This window comes from Pandoraea vervacti, assembly GCF_000934605.2.
GTDB lineage: Bacteria > Pseudomonadota > Gammaproteobacteria > Burkholderiales > Burkholderiaceae > Pandoraea > Pandoraea vervacti.
Genome location: NZ_CP010898.2, coordinates 60,881 through 85,160 on the forward strand (window position 1 = coordinate 60,881; position 24,280 = coordinate 85,160).

Annotated in this window: 19 protein-coding genes and 4 pseudogenes; 5 read left to right on the forward strand and 18 right to left on the reverse strand. The window is 62.0% G+C overall.

Going from position 1 to position 24,280, the window contains the following annotated elements; all coding sequences use genetic code 11:
* Window positions 1-44 precede the first annotated feature (44 nt).
* The 13 genes and pseudogenes from hypE to UC34_RS24960 form a co-directional block, all read right to left on the reverse strand.
* On the reverse strand, window positions 45-1,100 hold the full coding sequence (gene hypE / locus UC34_RS24900; RefSeq protein WP_044458658.1) for a hydrogenase expression/formation protein HypE: 1,056 nt from the start codon (window positions 1,098-1,100) through the stop codon (window positions 45-47).
* Complete coding sequence (hypD, locus tag UC34_RS24905) at window positions 1,097-2,242, reverse strand: hydrogenase formation protein HypD (RefSeq protein ID WP_044458659.1); 1,146 nt, start codon at window positions 2,240-2,242, stop codon at window positions 1,097-1,099. Before hypD ends, hypE begins: the two co-directional genes overlap by 4 nt.
* A complete protein-coding gene (locus UC34_RS24910) occupies window positions 2,239-2,481 on the reverse strand; it encodes a HypC/HybG/HupF family hydrogenase formation chaperone (RefSeq protein WP_044458660.1) in 243 nt (80 codons plus the stop codon). The genes hypD and UC34_RS24910 overlap by 4 nt, the downstream gene beginning before the upstream one ends.
* Window positions 2,481-4,739 carry a carbamoyltransferase HypF gene (gene hypF, locus UC34_RS24915; protein WP_237165374.1) on the reverse strand — a complete coding sequence of 753 codons (2,259 nt, stop codon included), beginning with the start codon at window positions 4,737-4,739 and terminating at the stop codon, window positions 2,481-2,483. The genes UC34_RS24910 and hypF overlap by 1 nt, the downstream gene beginning before the upstream one ends.
* Window positions 4,740-4,810: 71 nt before the next feature.
* On the reverse strand, window positions 4,811-5,077 hold the full coding sequence (locus tag UC34_RS24920) for a hydrogenase maturation nickel metallochaperone HypA (protein WP_237165375.1): 267 nt from the start codon (window positions 5,075-5,077) through the stop codon (window positions 4,811-4,813).
* A 10-nt stretch (window positions 5,078-5,087) separates the two neighbouring features.
* Window positions 5,088-5,603 (reverse strand): hydrogenase maturation protease, encoded by a 516-nt coding sequence (locus UC34_RS24925; protein WP_044458663.1) that lies wholly within the window; start codon window positions 5,601-5,603, stop codon window positions 5,088-5,090.
* Window positions 5,600-6,894: pseudogene (locus UC34_RS24930) on the reverse strand (Ni/Fe hydrogenase subunit alpha). Before UC34_RS24930 ends, UC34_RS24925 begins: the two are co-directional and overlap by 4 nt.
* On the reverse strand, window positions 6,884-7,660 hold the full coding sequence (locus UC34_RS24935) for an NADH-quinone oxidoreductase subunit B family protein (RefSeq protein ID WP_044458664.1): 777 nt from the start codon (window positions 7,658-7,660) through the stop codon (window positions 6,884-6,886). Before UC34_RS24935 ends, UC34_RS24930 begins: the two are co-directional and overlap by 11 nt.
* Before the next feature lies 1 nt (window position 7,661).
* Entirely contained in the window at window positions 7,662-8,516 is an 855-nt protein-coding gene (locus UC34_RS24940; protein ID WP_044458665.1) for an FAD/NAD(P)-binding protein, read from the reverse strand.
* A complete protein-coding gene (locus tag UC34_RS24945) occupies window positions 8,503-8,961 on the reverse strand; it encodes a cyclic nucleotide-binding domain-containing protein (protein ID WP_044458666.1) in 459 nt (152 codons plus the stop codon). The genes UC34_RS24940 and UC34_RS24945 overlap by 14 nt, the downstream gene beginning before the upstream one ends.
* The gene (locus UC34_RS24950) at window positions 8,948-10,114 is read right to left on the reverse strand and encodes a 4Fe-4S dicluster domain-containing protein (protein WP_044458667.1); all 1,167 of its coding nucleotides are present in this window, start codon (window positions 10,112-10,114) and stop codon (window positions 8,948-8,950) included. Before UC34_RS24950 ends, UC34_RS24945 begins: the two co-directional genes overlap by 14 nt.
* Window positions 10,115-10,368: 254 nt before the next feature.
* Window positions 10,369-11,086 (reverse strand): annotated as a pseudogene (locus UC34_RS24955) (IS6 family transposase).
* 712 nt (window positions 11,087-11,798) lie between these two features.
* A complete protein-coding gene (locus UC34_RS24960) occupies window positions 11,799-13,613 on the reverse strand; it encodes a soluble NSF attachment family protein (protein WP_167370706.1) in 1,815 nt (604 codons plus the stop codon).
* A 687-nt stretch (window positions 13,614-14,300) separates the two neighbouring features.
* On the opposite strand from UC34_RS24960, the pseudogene UC34_RS26215 reads away from it, so the two are divergent.
* The 3 genes and pseudogenes from UC34_RS26215 to UC34_RS24970 form a co-directional block, all read left to right on the forward strand.
* Window positions 14,301-14,532: pseudogene (locus UC34_RS26215) on the forward strand (recombinase family protein); the annotation flags it as partial.
* A gap of 12 nt (window positions 14,533-14,544) precedes the next feature.
* A complete protein-coding gene (locus UC34_RS24965; protein ID WP_044458669.1) occupies window positions 14,545-16,014 on the forward strand; it encodes an Eco57I restriction-modification methylase domain-containing protein in 1,470 nt (489 codons plus the stop codon).
* Window positions 16,011-16,967 carry a BsuBI/PstI family type II restriction endonuclease gene (locus UC34_RS24970; protein WP_044458670.1) on the forward strand — a complete coding sequence of 319 codons (957 nt, stop codon included), beginning with the start codon at window positions 16,011-16,013 and terminating at the stop codon, window positions 16,965-16,967. Before UC34_RS24965 ends, UC34_RS24970 begins: the two co-directional genes overlap by 4 nt.
* A gap of 288 nt (window positions 16,968-17,255) precedes the next feature.
* Here UC34_RS24970 and UC34_RS25580 read toward each other — a convergent pair whose 3' ends face one another.
* From UC34_RS25580 to UC34_RS24990, 3 genes are all read right to left on the reverse strand, one after another.
* A complete protein-coding gene (locus tag UC34_RS25580; RefSeq protein WP_157123393.1) occupies window positions 17,256-18,596 on the reverse strand; it encodes a hypothetical protein in 1,341 nt (446 codons plus the stop codon).
* Window positions 18,597-18,851: 255 nt separating this feature from the next.
* Window positions 18,852-19,895 (reverse strand): ParB/RepB/Spo0J family partition protein, encoded by a 1,044-nt coding sequence (locus UC34_RS24985; RefSeq protein WP_044458671.1) that lies wholly within the window; start codon window positions 19,893-19,895, stop codon window positions 18,852-18,854.
* Window positions 19,896-19,898: 3 nt separating this feature from the next.
* Window positions 19,899-21,155: a ParA family protein gene (locus UC34_RS24990; protein WP_237165376.1), complete on the reverse strand. Its 1,257-nt coding sequence runs from the start codon at window positions 21,153-21,155 to the stop codon at window positions 19,899-19,901.
* 361 nt (window positions 21,156-21,516) lie between these two features.
* Here UC34_RS24990 and UC34_RS24995 point away from each other — a divergent pair, with 361 nt between their 5' ends.
* Window positions 21,517-22,692: an ATP-binding protein gene (locus UC34_RS24995; RefSeq protein ID WP_044458673.1), complete on the forward strand. Its 1,176-nt coding sequence runs from the start codon at window positions 21,517-21,519 to the stop codon at window positions 22,690-22,692.
* 287 nt (window positions 22,693-22,979) lie between these two features.
* Here the strand turns inward: UC34_RS24995 and UC34_RS25000 are convergent, their stop codons facing one another.
* Both UC34_RS25000 and UC34_RS25005 read right to left on the reverse strand, forming a co-directional pair.
* Window positions 22,980-23,273, reverse strand: a complete 294-nt coding sequence (locus UC34_RS25000) for a type II toxin-antitoxin system RelE/ParE family toxin (protein WP_044458674.1) — start codon at window positions 23,271-23,273, stop codon at window positions 22,980-22,982.
* Window positions 23,261-23,533 (reverse strand): CopG family ribbon-helix-helix protein, encoded by a 273-nt coding sequence (locus UC34_RS25005; RefSeq protein WP_044458675.1) that lies wholly within the window; start codon window positions 23,531-23,533, stop codon window positions 23,261-23,263. Before UC34_RS25005 ends, UC34_RS25000 begins: the two co-directional genes overlap by 13 nt.
* 165 nt (window positions 23,534-23,698) lie before the next feature.
* On the opposite strand from UC34_RS25005, the pseudogene UC34_RS25010 reads away from it, so the two are divergent.
* Window positions 23,699-24,271: pseudogene (locus tag UC34_RS25010) on the forward strand (recombinase family protein).
* The last annotated feature ends 9 nt before the right edge of the window (window positions 24,272-24,280 follow it).

Genomic DNA, 24,280 nt, shown 5'->3' on the forward strand with positions numbered 1-24,280 from the left:
GCGCCAGACGGACGTCCAAGAGCACCCGCCTCTCGTCGGCGAACTCAACAGATACGGGGAAACTGTTCGCCGTTGAGCATGTCGAGTTCACGCGTGCCCCCGAGGGTGCGCAACAGTACCCGCGCATGGCCCGCGCCGCGATCGACGTGTCCGATGATTGCCGCTTGAGAATCGAAGCGGCGAAGGTGCGCGAGCGCCGCACTGGCGTGCTCGGTCGGCACGATCGCCGCGAAACGGCCTTCGTTGGCAACGTAAAGGGGATCGAGCCCCAGAATTTCACAAGCCCCGCGCACAACGTCGGAGATTGGGATTGCCCCCTCGTCCAACGCAATCGTTGCGCCAGCTATTTCTGCAATCTCGATCAAATTGGTTGCCAATCCCCCGCGTGTCAGATCGCGAAGGCAGTGAATCTCGATGTCAGCATCAATCATGCCAAGCGCTTGCGCCGCGAGTGGCGCGCAGTCGCTCACAATTTCCGTTTCAAAGCGTATCCCCTCGCGAAGCGCCAGAATCGCCATGCCATGCCGCCCCACATCGCCGCTAAGAATGACGGCATCACCAGGTTGCACCTGCTGCGGACCAATGGGTGAGCGCGCGCGAACCACCCCGACTCCCGTCGTGTTCACGTAAAGTCCATCGCCTTTTCCACGTTCCACCACCTTGGTGTCTCCCGTCACAATGCGAACCGCGCTTGCCGAGGCCGCAGCGCGCATCGACGCAATTACGCTACGCAGCACGTCGATCCTCAGGCCCTCCTCAATCACCAGTCCCACACTCAAATACCGGGGCTCGGCGCCGCACATGGCCAGATCGTTCACGGTGCCATGAATGGAGAGCGAGCCGATGTCTCCGCCAGGGAAGAAGAGTGGCCGGACTACATAAGAGTCGGTGGTGAAGGCGAGGCGCTCCGAGCCCGCTTCAAGCGCCAATGTCGCACCGTCGTGCGTCAGGTCTTCGGGCGCTGCGCCGAACGCCGGCCGAAAAATTTCGTCGATTAGCGCATGCGTGAGCCGGCCCCCGCTTCCGTGCGCGAGCTCAATGACGGCGGGTTCAGCGTGCGCCCCCGCATCAGCGCACACTGAGGGCGATGATCCGCTCATACTGCCCCCTGTTCGCCACCGTTCGGGGCGCTCACGGTACTGCGTTCGCGCACCGTCTGTGTGCGTCGATAGCGATAATATGCGGCGCAAACGCCCTCCGACGACACCATCGTCGGACCTAACGGGTGCTCCGGCGTACAACGCGTGCCAAACGCGGGGCAGTCAGCGGGGCGCTTGCGTGCGCGCAGTAGCTCGGCGGCAATGCACTCTGTGGGGCAGTCTGCCGGCATGATCCCTGACGTAAAACGTGCGAGCGCATCGAAGCGATGGTAGGCGGGTGCGAACCCCAGGCCACTTTCCGCAATCTCGCCCAGGCCGCGCCACGCTCGGGCCCGCACCGCAAATACCTTCATCATGGCCGCTTGCGCCGCGCGATTCCCCTCAGGATGCACCGCGCGATAATACGGATTTTCGACTTCGGCCCGGCGAGTTTCTAACTGCTTAATGCACAGATAGATGCCCTGCAATAGGTCGATTGGCTCGAATCCCGTCACCACGACCGGGACGTGAAAGCGTTGCGCAATCGCTTCGTATTCGCGGTATCCCATGACCGTACACACATGTCCCGCCGCGAGAATTCCTTGCACGCCGCTCGCCGCGTCGCTCAGAATCGCCTCGAGCGCCGGCGGCACGCGCACATGGGCGACCAGCAGAAAGAAGTTCTCCAGCCCCTCCCGTTCGGCTTGCAGTACGGCCATTGCGGTCGCTGGTGCAGTGGTTTCGAACCCGATGGCAAGGAACACGACGCAGCGGTGCGGCTCGTTGCGAGCGATCCTCAAGGCGTCGAGTGGCGAGTAGACAAACCGAACATCCGCGCCGGCGGCCCGAGCGTTCAGAAGGCTACCGTGTTCGCCCGGCACACGCAGCATGTCGCCGAAAGAACAGAGTGTCACTTCGCGGCGCTTCGCGATAGCGATTGCAGCATCGATGATCGCGGCCGGCGTCACACACACCGGACATCCGGGACCGTGCAGCAGCGTCACGCCGTCGGGCATCATTCGGTCAATGCCATATCGCACGATCGAATGGGTTTGGCTGCCGCAGATTTCCATGATCGTCCACGCACGCGTGGTGATCGCCGCAATTGCCCTCGCATACGACTGGGCCGCCTCCATGTCGCGCCAAGCGTCAAGATGCTTCATACCGCACCTCCCGGTAATTTCTGATCTGTGAGGTAAGCCAGTGTCTGTTCCGCTTGTCGTTCGTCGATCACCGCGATCGCGAAGCCCGCGTGCACCAGCACATAGTCGCCCGGCCGGGCTTTCGGCACATAGGCGAGATTGACCGGCATCACGACGCCACCGAACGCGACACGCCCCTGCCGAGTGAGCGGGTCGTCATCGTCGACGCTTAACAATTCTCCTGGTATGGCAAGGCACATTAGCGCGGCCCCTCCAGCATCGGTTGCGCCGCGAATGCGGCTTGGCCCACCGCAAGTCCGCCATCATTGGGCGGAATGCGCCGATGCTGCCAGACGTCGAAGCCGGCGGCTCGCAACCGGGCGACGGCCCCGCCCGTGAGTCGCGCGTTTTGAAAGCAGCCACCCGTGAGCAGCACGCGTCCGACGCCGACACGCTCAGCGACGTTGACGATCACCTGCGCTAACGCGTCATGAAACGCGGCCGCCAGCGCGGCGGGCGCCTCATGTCGCTGGCTCGCGCTTGCCAGTGCAGCGAGGGTGGGCCGCCAATCGGCAATCCACCGGCCCTGCTCTTCGCGCAACATCGCCGCTGCGAGCACATGTTCTGACTCGCCATTCGCAGCCGCGCTCTCGAGCGCGATGGCCGCCTCACCCTCGAAGCTCGATGTGGCGCAGATGCCGAGCATCGCGGCGGCCGCGTCGAACAGGCGCCCAGCGCTTGACGTCCAGGGGGAACGAAAACCACCAGACAGCAGGGTTTTGTAAATCTGTTGTTCGCTCGCGGACAAGTGGGCGATCGGTCTGAGTTCGGTCATCGTAAGCGCGACGTCGCCATACACGGCGAATAGCGCCCCGATAGCCGCCCGGTTCACCTCTCGCGCGGCCACCTCGCCTCCGGGTAAGCGAAACGGCTGCAGTTGGCCCACCTGGCGATAGCGGTTGCCTTGTACCCAAAGGAACTCGCCCCCCCAGATTGTGCCGTCACCGCCATATCCGCTCCCATCCCACGCCACGCCAAGCAGGGGCCCCTCCAGGTTGTTCTCAACCATACACGCGAGCACGTGCGCGAGATGATGCGGTACATGCTGAATGTTCGTGACGAGGCTGTGCCGCGCGAACCGCGAGCTCCAGTAATCAGGGTGCGCGTCGCATGCGGCACTTCGAGGCTCCGCACTGAATAGCGAAGTCATGGCCGCCACCGTTCGCGCGAACGCGGTGCGCGCGCCCGCCCCTTCCAGATCCCCGATATAGGGTCCAAGCACGACGTGCGAGCCCGACATAAGCGCGATTGCACTTTTCCCATGGCCGCCGAGCGCCAGACAGGTACCAGCATCGTCGCGCGTCTGATGGCCCGGCAAGCGCAGCGCGAGCGGCGCGTAGCCCCTCGCGTGGCGCAACACCGTCGCCTCTCCCGCGATCACGCGAGCGACTGAATCGTCGACCGGATTCGCAATCGGTCGGTCATGCACGAGAAAGCCGTCTGCCACGTCCGCGAGCTGCTCAATCGCCTCGAGGTTATCGGCCACGATCGGCTCGCCCCCGCGGTTGCCGCTGGTTGCAACGACCGCAAAGCCCAATTCGTGCATCAACAAATGATGCAGCGGCGTGTAGGGCAGCATGAGGCCTAACCATGCGTTCGCTGGTGCGACGCTCGGGGCGATCCCCTCACCTCGCGCACGCAAGATGACGATGGGGGCGGCCGTTGAACACAGAGTGCGACGTTCTTCATCACTGATCACTGCCAGTGTCTGCGCGTCTTCGTAGCAAGGCGCCATGATCGCAAATGGCTTTGAAGGGCGGTGCTTTCGCTCGCGTAAGCGGCGCACCGCATGATCGTTGCCCGCATCGACAAGAAGCTGATAGCCGCCAAGCCCCTTCATGGCGAGAATCGATCCACTGCGAATCGCATCGCCCGCCCGGCGCACGGCATCGTACCCAATGGCGCATTCTCGTCCTGCCGCATTAAGCAGTGTCAGTTGTGGCCCGCACGCCGGGCAAGCGTTCGTTTGCGCGTGAAACCGCCGCGAGCTCGGGTTGTCATATTCCGCCTGGCAAGCGGCACACATGGCGAAACCGCGCATCGTTGTACGCTCACGATCAAAGGGCACTCCCTCCATGATGGAGAACCGTGGGCCGCATTGCGCGCATGTTGTAAACGGGTAGCGATAGCGCCGATTGGACGCATCGAATATTTCGGCGACGCACTGCTCGCAGATCGCCATATCCGGCAGGACAACGCCGAGCTCACCCATGCCGGGAACGCTCGGGGCGATCATGAATTCGCGCCCTCCGCGCGGCGTTATCTCGTTGATCCGCCGTCCCGAAACGGCCGCGGGCGCCACCGTCTCGGTCTCGAGCCGTAGTGAAAAACGCTCGAGCGCTTGCAGTGCCCCCTCGACCTCGACTTCGACCCCATGCGCCGTGTTGCGCACAAAGCCGGAGAGTTCCTCGCTCACCGCGAGCCGGTGCACGAACGGGCGAAAGCCGACGCCCTGCACCGCGCCGGTGACTTCGATACGAAACCTGCGGCGCTGGCCGTATGCGGACGTGGGGAGAGCGCTTCGATTCATTACGTTCCCTCCGAGTCGTCGGGGAGTTCGAGATCGAGCCATTGCAACATTACATACTGCGCCTGGTCGTGAAGCATATCGTCTGAGCATTCGATATGGAGCCGTGTCGCTTCCACCGGTGTGCCACGCGCTTCTTTTTCGAAGTGCTCGCGAAAATGTTCGGGCGAAAATGGTGCGAGCGCCCCGATCCATACCTGTGCGCCCCGAATGCGGCGTGCTCCGGCACCACGTGCCGCGAGCACTATCCGCTCGACAAGTTCGCGCACGATTCCTGTCTCATGCATCGCCTGCTCCCTTGCAAGGGTCATCCCGAAGACGGCATGCTTGCGCGGCGACCCGTTCGACCACCGTGTGGGCCGCCGCATCCACCTCGGCGCTGAGCGGTCGCCCCAGCTCGAAACTCGCGCCTTCGATCGCATAGACGAAAATGGTCCGCGAAGCGATGCCGAGCGCCTGCGCAAGCGCGATCGCCTCTGCGAGTCCCAGCGAGTGCGCAGAGACGAACGTCACGGCGCTGCCGAGCCGGTCGTTGGCCAGATCGAGCAGCCGGACGCGCCCCGGTGAGCCGCGTGCCACTGACGCATCGATACAGATCAATGCGTCGATTCCCCGCATTTCGTCGATGAGCGTCAAGGCGTCGCCACCGTGCGTTCGAATCGATACGTCCGGGGGGAGTCGACCCACGAGCTTACGCGCGACAAGGCAACCGACGCCGTCGTCCGCACGATCCGGATTGCCGACGCCGATAATGCGGACCTTCTGCGATACGCACGAGCGTTTTGACCGACTCATAATCGATCCACCGCCAGTGTTAAAAAGTGGGCAGCACAGGAAATACAGGGGTCGTAGTTTCGAATGCTGCGCTCGCAATGTTCGCGGATCACATCGTCCGGCGCGTCGATAAGGGGCGTAGCGATTGCCGCCAGATCCGCTTCCATGCTCGCCTGGTTTTGCGAGGTCGGAGGCACAATGCGGGCGCTGCGGATAGCGCCATCGGCGGCGATGTCATATCGATGCCAGCAAATGCCCCGTGGCGCCTCGGTACAACCGTAGCCGATGGCTTCGCGAGGCTTGACCGGTACGGCCGCACGCGTCGGCGGCGCGTAGGCGGCAATAGCCTGAGCGCCTCATCGCACGCAAAGACGATCTCCAACGCTCGCACGACAATACTGCGGAACGGATTGCGGCAAACCGGACCGAGCTCCACCTCGCGCGCCAGCGCCCGTACTGCCTCGGGCAGACGCTCGAAGTTCATCGCGTAGCGCGCAAGTGGGCCAACGAGATAAGCGCTGCGTCGCCGAATAAATGACTGCAGCGCCGTCGAATACGGAACGTGACGCTCCACGAATTCCGTTTCATAAGCGCTGATCTCGATGTCGATATCCGCACTCGACACCAGGCGTCCCTCAATAAATGGGTACTCTTGTGGATGACACAGCGCAACGAATTCGTAGTCGCGTTCGAAGTCGGGAAACGGGAAAGCCGCGACCCAGCGAACCAACTCGACGGCCCGCTCGCGCGCGGCTTCGAGGCCTGCCGCGAAGGCGAGCAGTTCCGTACGCTCGGGGAGCCGATAGAATCCGCCCACCTTGACGTTTACCGGATGGATCTCGCGCCCGCCCAGCAGACGTATCAGCGCGTTGCCCGCCTGTTTTAGCGCAAGTCCATGCCGCACGATCTCACCGTGCACTTTGGCCATTGCAATGGCATCGGGATAGCCGAGGAAATCAGGCGCATGCAGCATGACCACGTGCAGCGCATGACTTTCGATCCACTCGCCGCAATAAAGCAGCCGTCGTAACGCGCGTAGCTGGTCTGGTAATCGTATGCCGAACGCGTTTTCGAGCGCGTGCACAGCGCTCATCTGATAGGCGACCGGGCAGATGCCGCAGATGCGCGCGACAATATCAGGCACCTCGGCGTACCCTCGTCCTTGCAACAGCGCTTCAAAAAGCCGCGGGGGTTCGAAGATGCTCAGTTTGGCCGAAGTCACGCGCCCACCACCAATCCGCAACTCGAGCGCACCCTCGCCCTCCACGCGGGCCATATAGTCAACGCGTATTGTCTTTGTCTTAGTCGCCATGCGCGTCAGCCTCCGATTTAAAGGGTTCCGCAGCGGCATTAAAGGAGCGAAAGGCGTGCGCGATCGTGCGCGGTGCGGCCCCCAGAGCCTGCCATTCGCGCGCGAGTGCCGCAGTGTTCGGCGTTTCCGAAGGCCCATAGCACCCGTAACATCCTCGCCGGAACTGGGGGCAGAGGGCACCGCACCCGGCGTGCGTCACCGGGCCGAGACAGGGGGTGCCCTGCACCATTACGCAGACGTGGGCGCGATGCTTGCACTCGATACAGACGCTATGTGCGGCGATCGCCGGCTTGCGGCCGGCCAAAAATGCCGAGATGACTTCGACGAGTTGCCTCGTGTTGATGGGACAGCCGCGCAGCTCGTAGTCGACGTTGACGTGAGCCGAGATTGGCGTGGAAGTCGCAAGCGTCTTGATGTACTCGGGCTTCGCGTAGACGGCACCGACCATTGCGTCTATGTCGGAGAAATTGCGTAGTGCCTGAATACCGCCGGCAGTGGCACAGGCGCCGATCGTCACCAGATGCCGGGACTGCCGGCGGACCTGCCGGATGCGCTGCGCGTCATGCTCGGTAGTGATCGATCCTTCGACGAGCGAGAGATCATAGGGACCGGGGCGCACGTCGCTCGATGCTTCGGGGAAGTTCACAATCTCGAGCGCGCTGGCGATGTCAAGCAGTTCATCCTCGCAGTCGAGCAACGATAGCTGACAGCCGTCGCAGGAAGCAAACTTCCAGACGGCCAGGCGGGGACGGTGTATCTTGCGCATGTCAGATTTCGGGCACGGCAAGCATATCGGCGATCTTCTCGTAACACATCACCGGGCCATCTTTGCACACGAACGCCGACGCGAACTGGCAATGTCCGCACAGGCCAATGGCACATTTCATGTTGCGCTCCATCGACAGATAGATGCGACGCGCCGGTAGCCCTCTGTCTTGCAGAGCATTGATCGAAAATCGCATCATCACTTCAGGCCCGCAGACGAACACGGTCGTGGCGCGCGTATCAAGCGCGACGCGTGCGATCAGCGTTGGCACCACCCCGACATGAGCGTGCCATCCGATATCCGCGTGATCGACGGTCACCTGGACATCGACGTTCACGCGTCTCGACCACCGCCTCAGTTCGCGGCAGAAGAGCATTTCCTTGGGGTGTCGGCAGCCAAAGAGTATCGACACGCGACCGTACCGGCGCCGATGCGCGAAGATGTCGAGAATCGCCGGGCGCAAGGGGGCCAGGCCGAGCCCGCCTGCGATGATAAGCACGTCAGTACCTATTGCCGCCTGCATTGGCCAGCCCCTACCGAATGGGCCTCGCACACCGACGCTCGCCCCCACCGCGAGCCGCGCGAGCGCGCCGCTCACGGCGCCGACATCGCGAATGGTGTGTATGAACGTATTGGCGTCAGCCGGATCGCCACTCACACTCACTGCGGCCTCGCCCACACCGAATGCGTAGAGCATGTTGAACTGCCCCGGGGTGAAGGTCGGCCGAACACCCGCGTGCGGTTTGAGTGCCAACGTGACGGTGTTTGCGAACTCCCGCTGTCGGCGCACGACATCGTAGCGCTGCGGTGTCTGCCCCGGTCCGGGCGCGTCTGCAGTGACGTTAGCGTTTCCCATAGACGTCCAGGAGTTGCAGGCGGGCTGCGTGAAGTCGTTTAGCGAGAATGGGCAGAAAGCGCGACATCATCTCGTAACCGAGACGGTAATCGCGCTCACACTTGCCGCGCAGGCAGGCGGTGTCAATGCTGATAGCCTGCGTCGGTTCGATGGCCCTCGCGTCGAATAGCCAGGAACACGGGGACATCGGTTCGCCCGCAAAGACAATTTCGCCCTCCTCCAATGTTGCAAACATGAATGGGGTTCCCCCGGGCTCAGCGATCTCTAGCGCGACCCTTCCGTGGCGGATCAGAAAGAACTTGTCGGCACCCTCGCATGCGCGATGGAGGCATTGCCCTGCATCGAATCGGCAATTGCGCGCGCAACCGTACAGCAGCCGCAACCGCTCTGGCGCCAGACCGGAGCAGAACGGATGCGCCGCCAGAATGTGTTCAAGCGTCTCCATCGCCTTGCGCGGACGCAGCCTCGAACTCGGCCTTCAGTGCCGCCACCTCCTCTGTGATATCGATTCCGACCGGGCACCACGTAATACATCGCCCGCAGCCAACGCAACCGGAAGTGCCGAATTGATCGATCCAGTTAGCAAGCTTGTGCGTTAGCCACTGACGATAGCGTGAGCTCGCGCTCGAGCGCACGCTGCCCCCGTGAAGATAAGAAAAATCAAGGGTAAAGCACGAGTCCCAACTACGTATGCGCTCGGCGTTTTCGCCAGAAATATCGCTGTGATCCTCGACTGTCGTGCAAAAACAGGTGGGGCAGACCATCGTGCAGTTGCCGCAGGTCAAGCACCGGTCTGCCACCGTCTTCCAGCGCGGAAGATGGGGATTGTTCTGGAGCAATTCTTTGATGCCCTCCGTCTGCATTGTGCGGCCCATCTGCGTCGCTGTCTGCTGGACCACGGCGTGTGCGGCGGCAACATGCTCTTGGGTCGCCGATTGGCGAGCAATTTGTGCAAGTACCGCGATTCCGGCTTCACTCCCTGCTTCGACGAGGATCGCGTCACGGAAGGCCGGGGTTAGTTCGGTCAGCGCTAGGTCGAAGCCGGCCTCGACGGCCGGACCGCACGCCAACGACACACAAAAACAGGTGCCGCCCGCATGAGAGCAATTGACGGCCACTACAAACATCTGTCGCCGACGCGATGCGTAAGAGGGATCGGCGAAGGGACCGTCGTGCAAAACCCGATCGTGCACCTGGATGGCATTCAATTCACATGCCCTGACACCCAAGAGAGCAAGTTTGCCCGGGGCCTCGTCGACCGGCGTGAAAATAACGCCATCACGGGTCTTGCGAGCGGAGAAGACGCGCGCGTTCGGCGGGTACAGAAAATGCTTCCATGAGTGGGGGCCAACGGCGAAGCCAAACAGTGCTCGGTCGCAGCGTCGCTTAAGCTGGTACCGTCCCGGCGCCTGGATGTCCGTCCATCCGATCGGCAGGTCGGTCACCCGAGAGACGTCACCGTAGACGATCGCATCGTCCTTCAGGGTCGGCCCCAGTACGCGGTATCCGTCGCGCGAGAGGACATCGATAACCGCCTGGATGCCCGTCGGAGCATCGATAATCGACCGTTCGACAATCGGTGAATGTTCCGTCAACATCGCTTCTTTGCAACCGACAAGAGGGACGTTCAAGGATTCAGCATGGTCGATCCTGTGCCTGCCGTATTGATATATGTCAAACGCAGAGCACTGGGTGTCACGGATCGGCGTATTGAGGCCATTTCGGGATCGGCGTATTTCTGCTGGCCGAACAACTGTCAGGAAATCCGACGGCGAGCATACTGCAAGGATGCGGCGGGGTTCTGTCGCGATAACGAAGTTACGCCGAAGCGAAGCCAGGGGCAGGTTGGTTTTTACGCGGCCAGTGCATAGAATTGCTCAGCAGGGGACGCACGGCGTCCCTTGGGGGCAAGCATTTGCCCCTTGCGAATCATGTGCATGGCCTCGATGCCGCCTAGGACAATGCGGGCACAACGGAAATTCTGGAAACCCAGCATCGGTCTGACGCGCCGTTTGATCGCGCGATGGTCCTGCTCGCCGAGGTTATTCAGATACTTGTTCTGGCGGATTTCGATGGGTATCTCGCGCTGGGCGCCCAGCGCCTGCAGCGCGGCGCGGTTCGCCCCGCTTTTGTTAACGGTGACGGTCTTCGGCGCGCCCCGCCCGGCGGTGGCTTTTTCGAGGAAACGACGTGCGGCGGCGGTATGACGGCGCGCGCACAACAGAGAGTCGATGGTGTGCCCCGCCGTGTCCACCGCCCGGTAGAGGTATTTCCACTGGCCTCTGACCTGAATATAGGTCTCGTCCATGCGCCAGCTCTCACCCACTGGGCGCAGGCGGCGACGTATCGCTTTCTCGAAAACCGGCAGCCACTTGATCACCCAGCGATGGATCGTCGAGTGGTCCACCGCCACGCCTCGTTCGGCCATCATTTCCTCCAGATCTCGCGAGCTCAGCGAACAGGCTACGCACACACTGCAACATAATCTCCAACGGGTAGTGCAACCGCTTCAGGACCTTGGCGATGCCTGCGGGCAAGGGCTTTTTCGGCGGTTTGGCTGCGCGCTTCATCGACTGGGTTCCCGGTGCTTGAAACTGTAGAATCTACTTGACTATCTTGCGACGGAACCCTATCGGGCGTACACCTGAAATGTGCGCCGTCCTCGCTCGTTGGCGCGGGGGGGTTGCGCGCTAGGCGGCCGCTGCTGGCGCGCCCGGTCGCGGCCCGGCAATGCGGGCCAAATCGTTGATGGGGCGGGATTTTTCGACAGGGGTAAGGGAAAAGGCGCGAATAAAAGCAGAAAAATGCCGCTATAGAGTATTGGAGTAATGTAACTATTCTGATGAGAACGGCTCTCATCTGCGTTCCCTTCACCGGCCACATGGGCGTGACGGCGCAGGGCGCGCCGGCGCCGTGGCTTTGGCGCCGCCCTGCCCAGTGCGCGGCCGGGTGAGCCAAGTGCGCCGGGCTGAGCGGTCCTCTGAGTGCCTCTGAGGGTCCCTCACGCCTGCCTTCAGGTCCTGGCCCAAAATGACGCCGCTGGCTTCGTGGCGGCCTCGCGTGACGATCGCCACCGCGGCGTTTTCGTGGGCACGCCCGCACAGCACAGGCTGCGGCCCCGCCGGGGTTGCCCCGTCATCGCGAGGCTTGTCACTGCCGGCTTGCGCGCCAGCGGCGGCGAGCCGGCAAGCGCCTCACGTGCCGGGCACCACGTGAGCCACCGCCGCAGCCCGTGCTGCCCGGTGGACCGCACCGCAAGGCGCGTGGATTCGGCGAACCGGATCAGAGATTTCGGTCGAACAGGACTGCCTGCTCAGACGTGCTTTCAGCGAGCAAACGTAACCGCTCTCGCCTCTCGGCGTCCGGCTCAAGCCGGTTCGCCCGCCAGAAGGCACGGGCGGCCTGCGGAAACATTTTGCTCTGGAGGTAAGCATGGCCGGCCGGCGCAGGCCGATTCACTCGCTCGAAGAGGGGCGCGGCCTGCAAGAAGTCTCCCCCCTCCGCATAGGCCACGGCGGCCGCCAAGTACGCACGCTCCCGCTGGTAAAGACCTGCGGCTGTCAGGAAGGCTTTGTTCCCCTTGTCTGTGGGCTCCCCCGCCGCCCTGAGGGCGAAGCCGAGCTGTGTGTAGGCGTCTGCGGCCTGCAAGAGCTCGTCCGCCGCCAAGTAGTGGCGGGCAGCCTGCGCGCAAGGGACTATAGCCCGCGCATACTGCCCCGCGAGCATATAGGCGTGTGTCGCCGCCGCGGGCAAACCATCTCCCATGAAGGCGTCTCCGGCCCATTCGTAGGCTTCTTCTGCCAGCTCTTTGTGCTCCTGTTCCACATCCTTGGCGTTTTCGTCCCGCGCGTGCTGCGCCACCGCCGCATGGGCTTCTGCGGCCATCAGGTAGTAGTGTGCGGCTGGCAGGGGCTGACGAACCTCTGTGCCGCCGATTGCGGCCCACCGGTAAACGGTTGCTGCGTTGTCATTGGCGTCTGAGGCCAACTTGGGGTCACCGAGTTCGGTGTAGAGGTCTGCGACGCTGCGCCAGACGTCGCCGGCCAAGCCGTGCCGGCCTGCCTTCGTGTTCGCCTCGGCGGCCTGCTGGTAGGCGGCTAGCGCCTTGCGGGGCTCACGCGCCCGTGTCGAGGCGAGGGCGGCCCACAGCCAGGCGTCGGCGGCCGGACCGGGCTGTTCCACGTCTGTGTAGGCTTGCGCAGCTCGCACATAGGCGGCGGCGGCCTGCGCGTACCGCCCCTTCTCTGGACGGGCGTCGGCGTCCGCCCTGACGGCGTGGGCAGCCCACAGGTGGGCGACGGCGGCCTGCCCGGGCTCACCCGCCCCCCGGTAGGCGTCGGCGGCCTTCTGGCAGATGTCCACCGCTTTCATAGGCTGATGCGTCTGCATATAGAGGTCGGCGGCCCGCAGGTAGGCGTCGCCGGCCACACCGGGCGCACCCGCCAACAGGTAGCCGTTTGCGGCAGTCAGGTAGGCGGCGGCGGCCTTCAGGCGCGCGTCCGCCGCCTTCAGGGGCTGAGACGTCTGCGTGTAGAGGTCGGCGGCTCTCAGGCAGACTTCGGCTGCCTTCAGAGGCTGAAAAGACCCCCGGTAGGCGTCAGCGGCCCCCAGGTAGGCTTCCGCGGCCAGATCGGGCTGGCCCGCCCGCGTGAAGAGGTCGGCTGCCTTTAAGTAGTCTCCGGCGGCCTGCGCACTGGCGTCCTCGGGCGTCCTATCGATGCTCCCTGCCAACAGGGGGGTGCCTGCCCGCTGGAAGTACAGGTGGCCAGCCAGACAATACGCATCGGCCTGCGCGAAGTATTGGCTGTCGGCGTGGGCGAAGTATTTGGAAAATGCGTTATCACCCTGACTGTTCTCAAGGCTTTGCAGCAACGCCTCCTGCCCGGTGGGCGTGAGACGCACGGCCAGCGTCCTGAGGGCCTCGTCGCGGTCGGGCTCAATCCACTGTGTCGTCTGGTTCCGTTGTGCGGCGAAGTCACACAGTATCAGGGAGGCAAGCGCGCGCCCGACCCCCTCGGGATCCACGCCGTCAAAGGTCTCAGGGGGAAAGATCGTCAGCGCCGACGCCTGCAGACCCTCATGAGCGGCGTTGACCATTGCCTTACGACGGAAGTCAATCGTAGCCAGTATCGCGCCAAGCGCCTCGGCGCACCCGCGCGGGACTTGACCGGCGTACCCCGTGGTCGGGGTCGATCCCGTCGGGGGAGCTGCGAAAAGTGCATCGGAAAGGGCCTCAGACATACAGGAGCAAAACCCATAGATACCATCGTCAGCCGCGCTGGGCTTGCGGATTCTGACCAAAACATGTGGCAACGGAGCAGCGCGTGCGCGGGATCAGTGAAACCGGCATGGCGCGCATGATCCCATACGGGCAGAAAGCTCCGGATATCCGGCATGCCGTAGCGCCCGCCGTGTAGAGCCGCGTCGAACCGCGGCTTGGGTATGTAGATATCTATTTGAGAATTGTTCTCATCGCCACCTCCCATTCACCGGCCGCGCGGGCGTGGCGGGGGCGCTCTCCCCTCACCGGCCCTTCTCTCTCGCCCGCACCCGGCGACGGGGGTGGCGCGCACACACACGACAACGGCGATGCCCCGTGCGATGGGCAAGCGCCATGCGCGTGGAGAGTCTGCAGGATCGCCAGTTTGGCCTATGTCGGACGCGCTAAAAACGTTAAGATTGCCGTCAATTTGCCGGGGTGCCGCGTCGTCGATGAGGAGGCGGCGAGTAATCGACCGCTTGCGCGGTGCCGACTGGTTTTCCATGTGGCTGCCGCTCTACCCCCTGTCAGAGTTCGAACGGAACTTGATAAAAGAGCGCGCCCGGGCCTGTCTAGCTACCGCCCGAGCCCGCAGCCGGGGCCGGTGACCGCAAGCCTAAGCTGAACGAGCAGCAGGTGCGCGAGATCAGGGCGCGGTTGCGCGCGCCGGACCTTCAGGTGGCCGAGGTGGCCACGCCGATATGGCGTGGTGCCGCCCTTTACAAACACGTTGGCGTGGTCGCGCCGCGCCAATGAGGATGAGATGGCATGCTCCAACAACTAGATACCGCTGATCGCGTCCGCCGCGACGTGGCTCCATGCATTGCCCAGAGGCGCAAGTCTGCGCTGGGTCAGTTCATGACGCCTGCGAGTGTGGCCCGCTTCATGGCGAGCCTGTTTCCCCCCAGTACCCTGCAGACCTGTCGCTTGCTGGACGCAGGCGCGGGTGTCGGTGCCCTCTCCTGCGCCTTCCTCGATCGCTGGCTTGCCGGTGGCTTCGGATTCGAGGCCGTCGAAGCGACGGCTTATGAAGTGGACGCGACGCTGCGCGCACACCTTAGCCAGCACCTGAGGAGTTACAGTCAGGTCAAGGCCGAAGTCCTCGCCGAGGATTACATCGAACGGGCAGCCGCCGAGGGTTTGCTCGATAAGGGCTACACTCACGCGATCCTCAATCCGCCCTACAAGAAGATCAACAGCCGATCAGCCCACCGGCTGGCGCTGCGCTCGATCGGTATTGAGACGGTGAACCTGTATTCGGCCTTCGTCGCGCTGGCCGTAGCCCAGGCCGCCCCGGGCGGCCAGATTGTGGCGATCCTTCCGCGCAGCTTTTGCAACGGGCCGTACTACCGCCCGTTCCGTCACTTCATTTTTGCGCGGGCAGCCATTTGCCACATGCACCTCTTCGGGGCGCGCAACAAGGCATTCAAGGACGATGAAGTGCTGCAAGAGAACGTCATCATCCGCCTTGAACGAGGCGGCCACCAAGGGCCCGTGACGATCACCACGTCGAGCGACGACAGTTTCACCGACCTCGTCACGCACGAGCACCCGTTCGAGCGAATCGTGTTCCCGGATGACCCCGAGCGGTTTATCCATGTACCCACCACAGCCGCGAAAAGCGCCATCGAGCTATCGTCAGCGGTGCGCTATTCGCTGGCGGATCTGGGCCTCAAGGTGTCGACCGGGCCCGTGGTGGATTTTCGCGTCAAAGCCCACTTGCGCGACATGCCCGAAGCAGGCACAGCGCCGCTGATCTACCCCGGGCATCTGCGCAGCGCCGGCACGGTGTGGCCGGTGCCAGGTTTGAAAAAGCCGAACGCGATCGTGCGCTGCGCCGAGACGGAAAAGTGGCTGTATCCCAACGGCTTCTACTGCCTGGTGCGCCGGTTCTCATCGAAAGAAGAGAAGCGTCGCGTAGTGGCGAGCGTGGTGGATCCGGCGACTTTTGGGGAACATACCAGGCTGGGCTTCGAGAACCACGTGAATCTCATTCACGAGAACAAGCGCGGCTTGCCGGAGTTGCTGGCCCGAGGGCTCGCCGTGTTCCTGAACAGCACCGCCGTTGACGAGAGCTTTCGCCGCTTCAACGGCCACACACAGGTCAACGCCACTGATCTCAAGCTGATGAAGTACCCAAACCGTGAGGCGCTGATCGGGCTGGGTACGTGGGCCAGGCAGCACAGCGAAATCACGCAGGAAATGATCGATGAACAACTCGCGAAATTGACCGCATGACCGACAAGAAGAATGACTATATCGAGGCCGCCCACCAGATCATCATTTCCCTGGGCTTACCTCGGGCACAGCAAAACGAGCGTTCGGCCCTCGCGCTGCTGGCCCTGCTGAACCTCACCCCAGACAAGAGGTGGGCAGATGCGGGAAACCCACTTGTCGGCATCACACCCATCATGGATTGGGCACGCGAACACTACGGCAAGATTTACGCGCCGAACACCCGCGAGACTTTCCGCCGCCAAACCATGCACCAGTTCTGCGACGCTGGCGTGGCGCTCTACAACCCGGATAAACCCGACCGTGCGGTCAACAGCCCGAAGGCCGTCTATCAAATCGAACCCGCCGCGCTCAAGCTGCTGCGCAGCTTTGGCAGCGAGCAGTGGCACGACAACCTCACCGCCTATCTGGCCGAGCGCGAAACGCTGGTGGCCAAGTACGCGAAGGCGCGCACGCAGACCCGCATCCCTGTTGAGGTTGCGCCGGGCCAGGCAATCACGCTCAGTCCTGGCGAACATAGCGAACTGATCCGGGCCATCATTGAGGACTTCGCGCCCCGCTTTGCGCCGGGTAGCGTGCTGGTCTATGCCGGGGACACCGGTGATAAATGGGGCTACTTCGACGCTGCGCTGCTGGCCGAGCTGGGCGTGAATGTGGACGCGCACGGCAAGATGCCCGATGTGGTGTTGCACTTCACCGAGAAAAATTGGCTGCTACTGGTGGAGTCCGTCACCAGTCACGGCCCGGTCGATGGCAAGCGCCACGCCGAACTCGCCAGACTCTTCGCGGATTCCAAAGCCGGGCTGGTGTTTGTGACGGCCTTCCCGAATCGCTCCGTCATGGGCCGATATCTCGGCGACATCGCATGGGAGACGGAGGTATGGGTGGCCGATGCGCCATCGCACCTGATTCACTTCAACGGTGTGCGCTTCCTCGGCCCCTACGCAAGCGAATAGCGTCCGGGGGCTAAGCGGTTTCGATACTTCCGTCTTTGTGCTCGCAGGTGCTCGACGTAGACGGTTCCTCACTGCCACCGCACCATCCCCTCAAGCTGCCATGTGGCCGACGTTGCGTGTACGTGCCATCGAGCCGGCCGCAACCGTCCACCCGGCGATAACCAGCGCCCCTTCCCAAGGCACCTCAGGCACTGCCGAAGGAGATCCCCCGATTCTGAGAGGGCGCCATTCGACATGCAGGGGAAAGCGCTCAGAGTTAGCGTTCGCCAACATTGTGACGTCAGGCAATTACACCGGACATCTTGCCGCCAGCTTGCGCATCGTGCGCAATGCGGCGAGCGCGTCGGCGGCCGCGCTCGTCAACGAACGTGCTGCGTCGTTCTTTTGAAGCAATGGATGCACCTGATGGGCCCTTGCTACCGGGGGCGGCGACAGATCAGAAGCCGACTGGAACAGCTCGCGGCTCGCGAACTGGTTCGGGGCGTGCGGCACGACCGATTCCGTTTGGCACTTCGCGGCACGCTCACGTTGAGCGATCGCAGCGCCCCGGAGTTGGGCAAGTTCATGCGCGCCGACCACGCGGAGCGTGCCCTGCTTAACCGACCGCATGAACGCGACCTGCCAGTTCGCCACGCTGCGGCGCACGACCCCTTCGGCAAGGTCCGTGATGGCCAGCGTGCGCCCGCCGTCGTCGACCACGCACTGGCGCAGCCCCGCGGCGTCGACGAAGACTTTCCCCAACGCGGCGCGCACAAACGCCTCGGCGCTGCGCGCTTCCGCGGCAACGACCTCCGCCCGGACTTTCTCGGCGGCTTTGGCGCGCAGGGCGTAGCCGAAGTCCACCGGCGACGCGAGCAGCTTGCGCAGGTAGTTGATCGGGCGGGCCGCCTTGGCGAGATGAGGCCAGGTGGCCTCGACAACCTCGGACAGGCGCTTGCCCTGCTCACGCGCCTCTCGCATCAGCCTGAAAATCAAATAGTCATGAAAACCCAAGGGGCGTAGACGCTCGAGGTCATGCGGGAGCTGGCCTGGTTGTCTCTTTTGCAAAGAGGTAGGGGAAAGATCCTTAGTTATAGCACCGTCTGCCACATTGGCAGACCGTACGTGAAAACATGGGGCCGCTTGGGGCGGAACGTCAGCGGGCGCCGGAGACGCTGCGGCATTCTCGGAAGTTTGGGGCTTATGGGCTTGGACGCTGGCCTCGCCGAGCTCGATGAGACCCAGAAGGATCGCGGCACGCGCGGACAGGTGCAAGTATGCGCGGCCAAACAGGCCGTGCGAGACGTAGCGGCGTTGGGCCGGGCGCTCGATAAGGCCGGCGGCTTCGAGATCGGTGAGACTGCGATAAAAGGTCCGCTCGGATTGCATGGCGCGCTCGCTCAGCAGTTCACGACGCGCGTAGATTTCCCCGTAGGGCTTTTTGGCGTCAACCGTACGGGCGAGGGCGGCTAGAACAGCGCGGGCGCGCGCAGGGATACCGTCGAGGCGACTGGCGCGGTGCACGGCGCGCAAGATCACCCAGGGCAGATTGGTGTTGTCGGACTCAAGTGGGGTCTCTTTTTTGGAGGCATGCAAAAGCCCCTCGCCAGCAACGCAGTGTCGCGCGATAACCATAGCAGCGTCATCCATATTGAAATGGATTTCAATCGCTTGACTGTCCGCTTCGATGCGCTACACTCAGGTCTGTCTGTAGGACCTTCCCGATTTGCCGTCGGGGAGTTGGTAGCGCAAGGAAGGGCAGCAAGCCCTGTTTTCTCAAAAGCCCTCGGTTTGCCGCCGAGGGCTTTTGTTTTGGGTTTTACCCGCTCAGACCGATGGGTTCAAGTTAATCTCCTAGGCCATATCAACTGTCTTCAAACTTTGAAGCCATTGAATTTAAAGGATTTATTTTTCCGCTTCAGCGTGACCGGTGCCTTCGGCGCCGGACTTGGACGTTTGGGTCCGTCGCTCTAATACCTCTTGGACGACCTTCATCACTGCTTGAGCTTCGACCTCCGATTGAAAGTCCAGCCGCACGACTTTGGCGGTTCTCCGGATTTGGCAATAGTTGCTACGTCCGGCCTTGATTTTCACGATCTCGGCAATGGGACGCGCGGCCGGCTGCGGGGCTGATCCAGCTTCCGCCAATGCGACAGCCCGTTTCTGATCGACGTCCCCTCTAGCAAGCTGCTCGATCGCCGCAATGACGCTCTCGCCCTTGCCGGCTCGCGTAAGCTTGGCAAATGTGGTGGCCGCGTCGCTGCCGAGCAGCGTTGGCGACGCGCGAAGCATCTCCAACACGGGGGCGGGGAGATCGCGAAACGCCATGAGATAGGAAATGGTCGATTCGGGCTTGCCCGAACGTTCAGCAATCTGCGCCTGCGTAATCCCAGGAAATTGATTTTGGAGCTCGGTAAAGCCCAAATATTTTTCAAAGTCGGTGAGCGGGGCCTGAAATAAATTCGCATAGAACGCCGCGACCGTGGGATTTTCGATGGTGTTCTTGCGCAGTACCCCGCGAATCGTGGGGCGCTCTAGTTCTCGATAAGCATCGGAGCGATGATGGCCGGACACGAGCTCAAACTCGCCGTCCGCACGAATATCGACCACGATCGGCTGGTTTAGCTCGTTGACACGCAGGTTTTCACGTAAATCCCGATAATCCTGCGCACTCATATACCGACGGCGGCCGGGGACCTCATGAAGCTTGTTTAGGGGGATGTCTATTCCGCTGTTGCCATCGCGCGTGGCCTGTTCGAGTTCCGCCTCCAGCGCGGCAATTTTGCGTTGATACTCCTGGGCTTCGAGCCGGAACGCGCCCAATTGCGCCGGCATTGTTGCAAGTGGTCGGTTCGCGGCCGTCTCGCGACGATCGGCAACGGTGGTTTGTGCCTTTTGCACCGATCCGCCCGTTTTCGCGCGCATGCGCTCTTCAAATTTGCTTGCCATGACTTACTCCGACTCGAGACGGAAATCTTGGCTCTGTAGAGCCTCGGTCCAGATGTCTTCGATCTGTTCTTCGATTTCATCGACCATACTGTCAAACGCATCCACCGTACGGTTGAACAGTGCGGCGCCCCCCTCGTAGGTACGAGATTCCAAGTCGTAAAGCGTCTTGAACTCAGCCATTGCTTTCTTTACGACGTTGCTTTCGAACAGTTCGGTGCGCCCGAGAAGTTCGGGGTACGTCTCCTGAATCCACGCGCTGACAATATTGGTGGAGGGAATATCTTTTCGCACCTTAGAGAGAAAAATCTTAATGAAACCGAACGTCTTTTTGACGTCCCGCTCGCTTGCCAAACTCTGGAAAAGGTCCGCGAACTGGCGGAAAAACGCCACGCTCGACGCGTAATCCAGCGTCTCAGGGGGGAGCGGGACAACGATCCCGTCGGCAGACAAAAAACAATTTGTCGCTAGATACGCCAGAGACGGGGGGGTATCAAATACGATCACGTCGTACTGAGCACGAAGCGCCGGCATGGCCCCCTCGAGCACTGACCAGTACTCAAAGTCCGGATGTTTCGACTGCTTACTCGGGAGAAAATAGTCCGCCCCGAACAGACTGGGACTGGCCAGCAAGAGGTCGAGATTATTCCAATATGACGGGATGATGGATTCGCTCAAATCCGGCTTGTCGCCGTACACAAATGGCATGACGGTCATTTCTTCGGTGACCTCGGCCGTTGGCACATAACCCATCAACGTGGTACTCGACGCCTGCGGATCGAGATCGACAAGAAGCACGCGGTGTCCGCGCAGCGTGAGCCCCTGCGCGATGCCCACCGCCGTGGTCGTTTTGCCCACGCCGCCCTTGAAATTGCCCACGGCGATGGCAACGCCTGGCACCCCTTCGGGGCGTCGCATATACGTACCGACGAGGCGAATGAACTGCTGGGCGTCCGCAAGCGAAAACTCACGGCTGCGGTTATTTCCCACCACATGGCCGACAGGGTATTCGCCGTTGGTGTTGCCGCGCGTGCAAAGGTACTGAACCCGGGTACGATCGATCTTGCAAATCTTGGCAAGGCGGGAACCGGTGACCATCGGCGCGACTTTGCGCGGGAACGGTTCCACGAGGTCGTCTCGTAGTTGCGCGAGGGCCGCCTCTGCACGGTCGGCAATGGCGACCAACTGTGCCAGGTCGATCCGGCGACGACGACGGGTGGGTTCCTTCAAGACCATGGCAGTTTCACCGTTTCCAAGGTTCATCACATTTTTCGCGTTTCAACATCCAACTGATGACGCGCCGATTTTCCGGCATCATACCGGGTAAACAAGGAAAACTAAAGGTTTTCGCGGCAGAATTCATCACATTTTTGAAAAATACCAGGGTAAGTGATGATTTGATCGTGGTTTACGCAACGGGCGGGGACAAGCGGTCACGACCCTTGGGCCAGTGGAAGGGCGGGTGAGTGAAACGAAGAGGGCGACGGCGGTTGCGCGAGCGGGTCCTGCCAGCGCTGATCCGGACAAAAGGTGTTGAGCGAACTCTACGTAAAACTAGGAAAATATAGCGATGTATATCAAAGTGAAGATATACTTTGCTATATCTTTATAGAAAACGTCGATCATGGATCCTGTTCGAAACCCTTTCTCGCCGGGGGCCGGCAGTCAGCCCCCCGAACTCGCTGGCCGGAAAACCATCATCGAGGACGCGCGCATCGCCATCGAACGCGTGCTGCTGGATAAGCCAGGCCGTTCGCAAATGTTTTTGGGCTTGCGGGGTGTGGGCAAAACCGTGCTGCTCAATGCGGTCGAGAAACTTGCGACAGAGCGGGGTCATATCACGTCTATGATTGAGGCACCGGAGAATAAATCGCTGGGTGAACAATTGTTACCCCGCATGCATCAGGTATTGCGCAAGTTGTCGGTCGTCGCCAACGGGAAGGCGAAAGCGCACGAGGCGCTGCGGGCGCTGCGATCCTTTGCCTCCGCCTTCAAGCTCCAATACGGAGATCTTTCCATAGCGGTCGATCCTGAAGCGGGGGTAGCCGACAGCGGAGCACTCGAAAATGACCTCCCCGAGCTGTTCGTGCGGATCGGCGAGGCGGCGAAAGCGGCGGGTAAAGCGTGGACCCTGCTCATTGACGAGGTCCAATACCTTAACGAGCGGGATCTTGCGGCCCTCATTGTCTCATTGCACAAAACCAACCAAGCGGGGCTGCCCGTGTTGTTCTTCGGCGCCGGCTTGCCTCAAGTCGCGGCGTTATCGGGGGAAGCCAAATCGTACGCCGAACGGCTGTTTCTGTACCCGGAAGTGGGCGCTTTACCCGAGCGCGATGCGAAGGATGCGATCCGGCAGCCCGTGAACGACGAGGGGGCCGACATTGACGAGGATGCGCTGAGTGAAATCTTCCTCAAAACTAAAGGCTACCCGTATTTTCTGCAGGAGTGGGGCCACCAGTCTTGGAATCTTGCGGGGGGCGAGCGCATTACCATCGACGACGCGAGGCAGGCCGAGACGACGACGCTCAAGCGCCTGGACGAAGGTTTTTTTAAGGTCCGGTTTGATCGGCTAACCCCGAAAGAGCGCGAGTATGTGATCGCTATGGCGCAATTGGGTGAGGGCCCTTACCGTTCCTCCGATGTGGCAGACGCGCTTGGTGAAACCCCGCAGAGCCTTGGACCACGCCGTGCACAGATCATCAGCAAAGGCATGATCTACAGTCCATCACATGGCGACATCGCATTTACAGTGCCGATGTTCAACGAATATTTGATGCGTAACCTATCCAGTCTCGACTAGGAGCGAGACTGGGGCGCCGACCTGATGGTGGAGTTCTACTCGATTAAGAACCAGTTCCTCGGCTCTCGGCCTTACGCCGCGTCAGAGGACATCGCGGCCATGGCTTCGGCGGGGGCGCTCGATGAAGCCAGCGTGGCATGAGCAGCACGTGCATAGCGCCATCGAGGCCGGACATAGCCTTGCGCGGTCGCAAAGCAGTCGCAGCCAAGGAGGGGGTGTCACACTGCTTATTTAAACGGCGTTTTTAACACAGGCCTGAGAAACGCACGAGCATCGTGGGCTGGCGATCAGCAACCCGCTTCTTTCTGGTGTCGGAATGCTAGGATGTAGACCGCATCGGCAGCCGCCTCGTGGCGGTACACGGCGACATAGCCGGAATCGCCGAAGGCAATCACAAGTTCGCGCAGCTCCGGCATTTCGGGGAATGGACGACCAATGTCAGGAGCTGTTTCCAGCAGCAGGAATTGCCGCTCGATGGCCTGACCCGCGCGCTTGGCAGCATCTGGGGCCTTAACGGCAAGGAAGCGGCGACATCGCTCCAAGCCCTGCGCCGCGCCCTCAGTGACGATTACTTGTGGCACTCAGGCACCGTCGTTTCATGTTCCGTGCCCCAGGTGTTTAACCAGGTGCGAACCTCTTGGCCTGTCAGGTGCCGACCGGTTTCCTGATAAGCCGCCCACGATGCCAAGGCTTCCTGCTTGAAGCTCTCGCGGGCTTCCTCACGCTCGACGTACTGCTGGATGGCCTCCAGCATGATCCAGTGGGGTGAGCGACGGCGCTGGGTAGCGAGCTGGTGGACGCGACCTTTCAGCGAATCGTCGATTTTGAGCGATGTTGCCATTTCGGCTCTCCTATCACTTGGTGATACCAAGTGATAATCTAGCGCTTCCTCCAATGTCCGTCAAATGATCGTTAGTCGGCCAAGCCGGACAATGTCCGGCAAAGGCTCGTCCGACGGGTTTCCGGACATTGAGATAGACGGACGCAATGACGGACAGGGCGGTAAATGGCATTGATCGGCTATGCTCGGGTATCGACGGCGGAGCAGGACACCGCCTTGCAGACGGATGCGCTTCGCAAGGCGGGCTGCGCGCGCGTTTTCGAGGACATGGCTTCCGGGGCCAAGGCTGAACGTCCCGGCTTGGCTGCCGCGCTCGCCTACCTGCGCGAGGGCGACGTGCTGACCGTGTGACGGTTGGATCGGCTCGGGCGCTCCCTGCCTCACCTGATTGAAACGATCGGCGCGCTGCAAGCGCGAGGCGTCGGCTTGCGTTCACTGACCGAAGCCATCGACACCACCACGCCGGGCGGGCGGCTCATTTTTCACGTGTTCGGCGCGCTGGGACAGTTTGAACGCGACTTGATTCGCGAGCGCACCCAGGCCGGATTGATGGCCGCCGCCGCTCGCGGGCGCAGGGGAGGGCGCAAGCCGGTCGTCACCGTCGACAAGTTGCAGCGCGCGCGCGCGTACATCGCCAATGGCCTGAACGTCCGGGAGGCCGCGACACGGCTCAATGTGAGCAAAACGGCGCTGTATGCGGCACTGCAATCGAGCCGAGCGGTGGATTTCCAAAAATGACAGCCACTT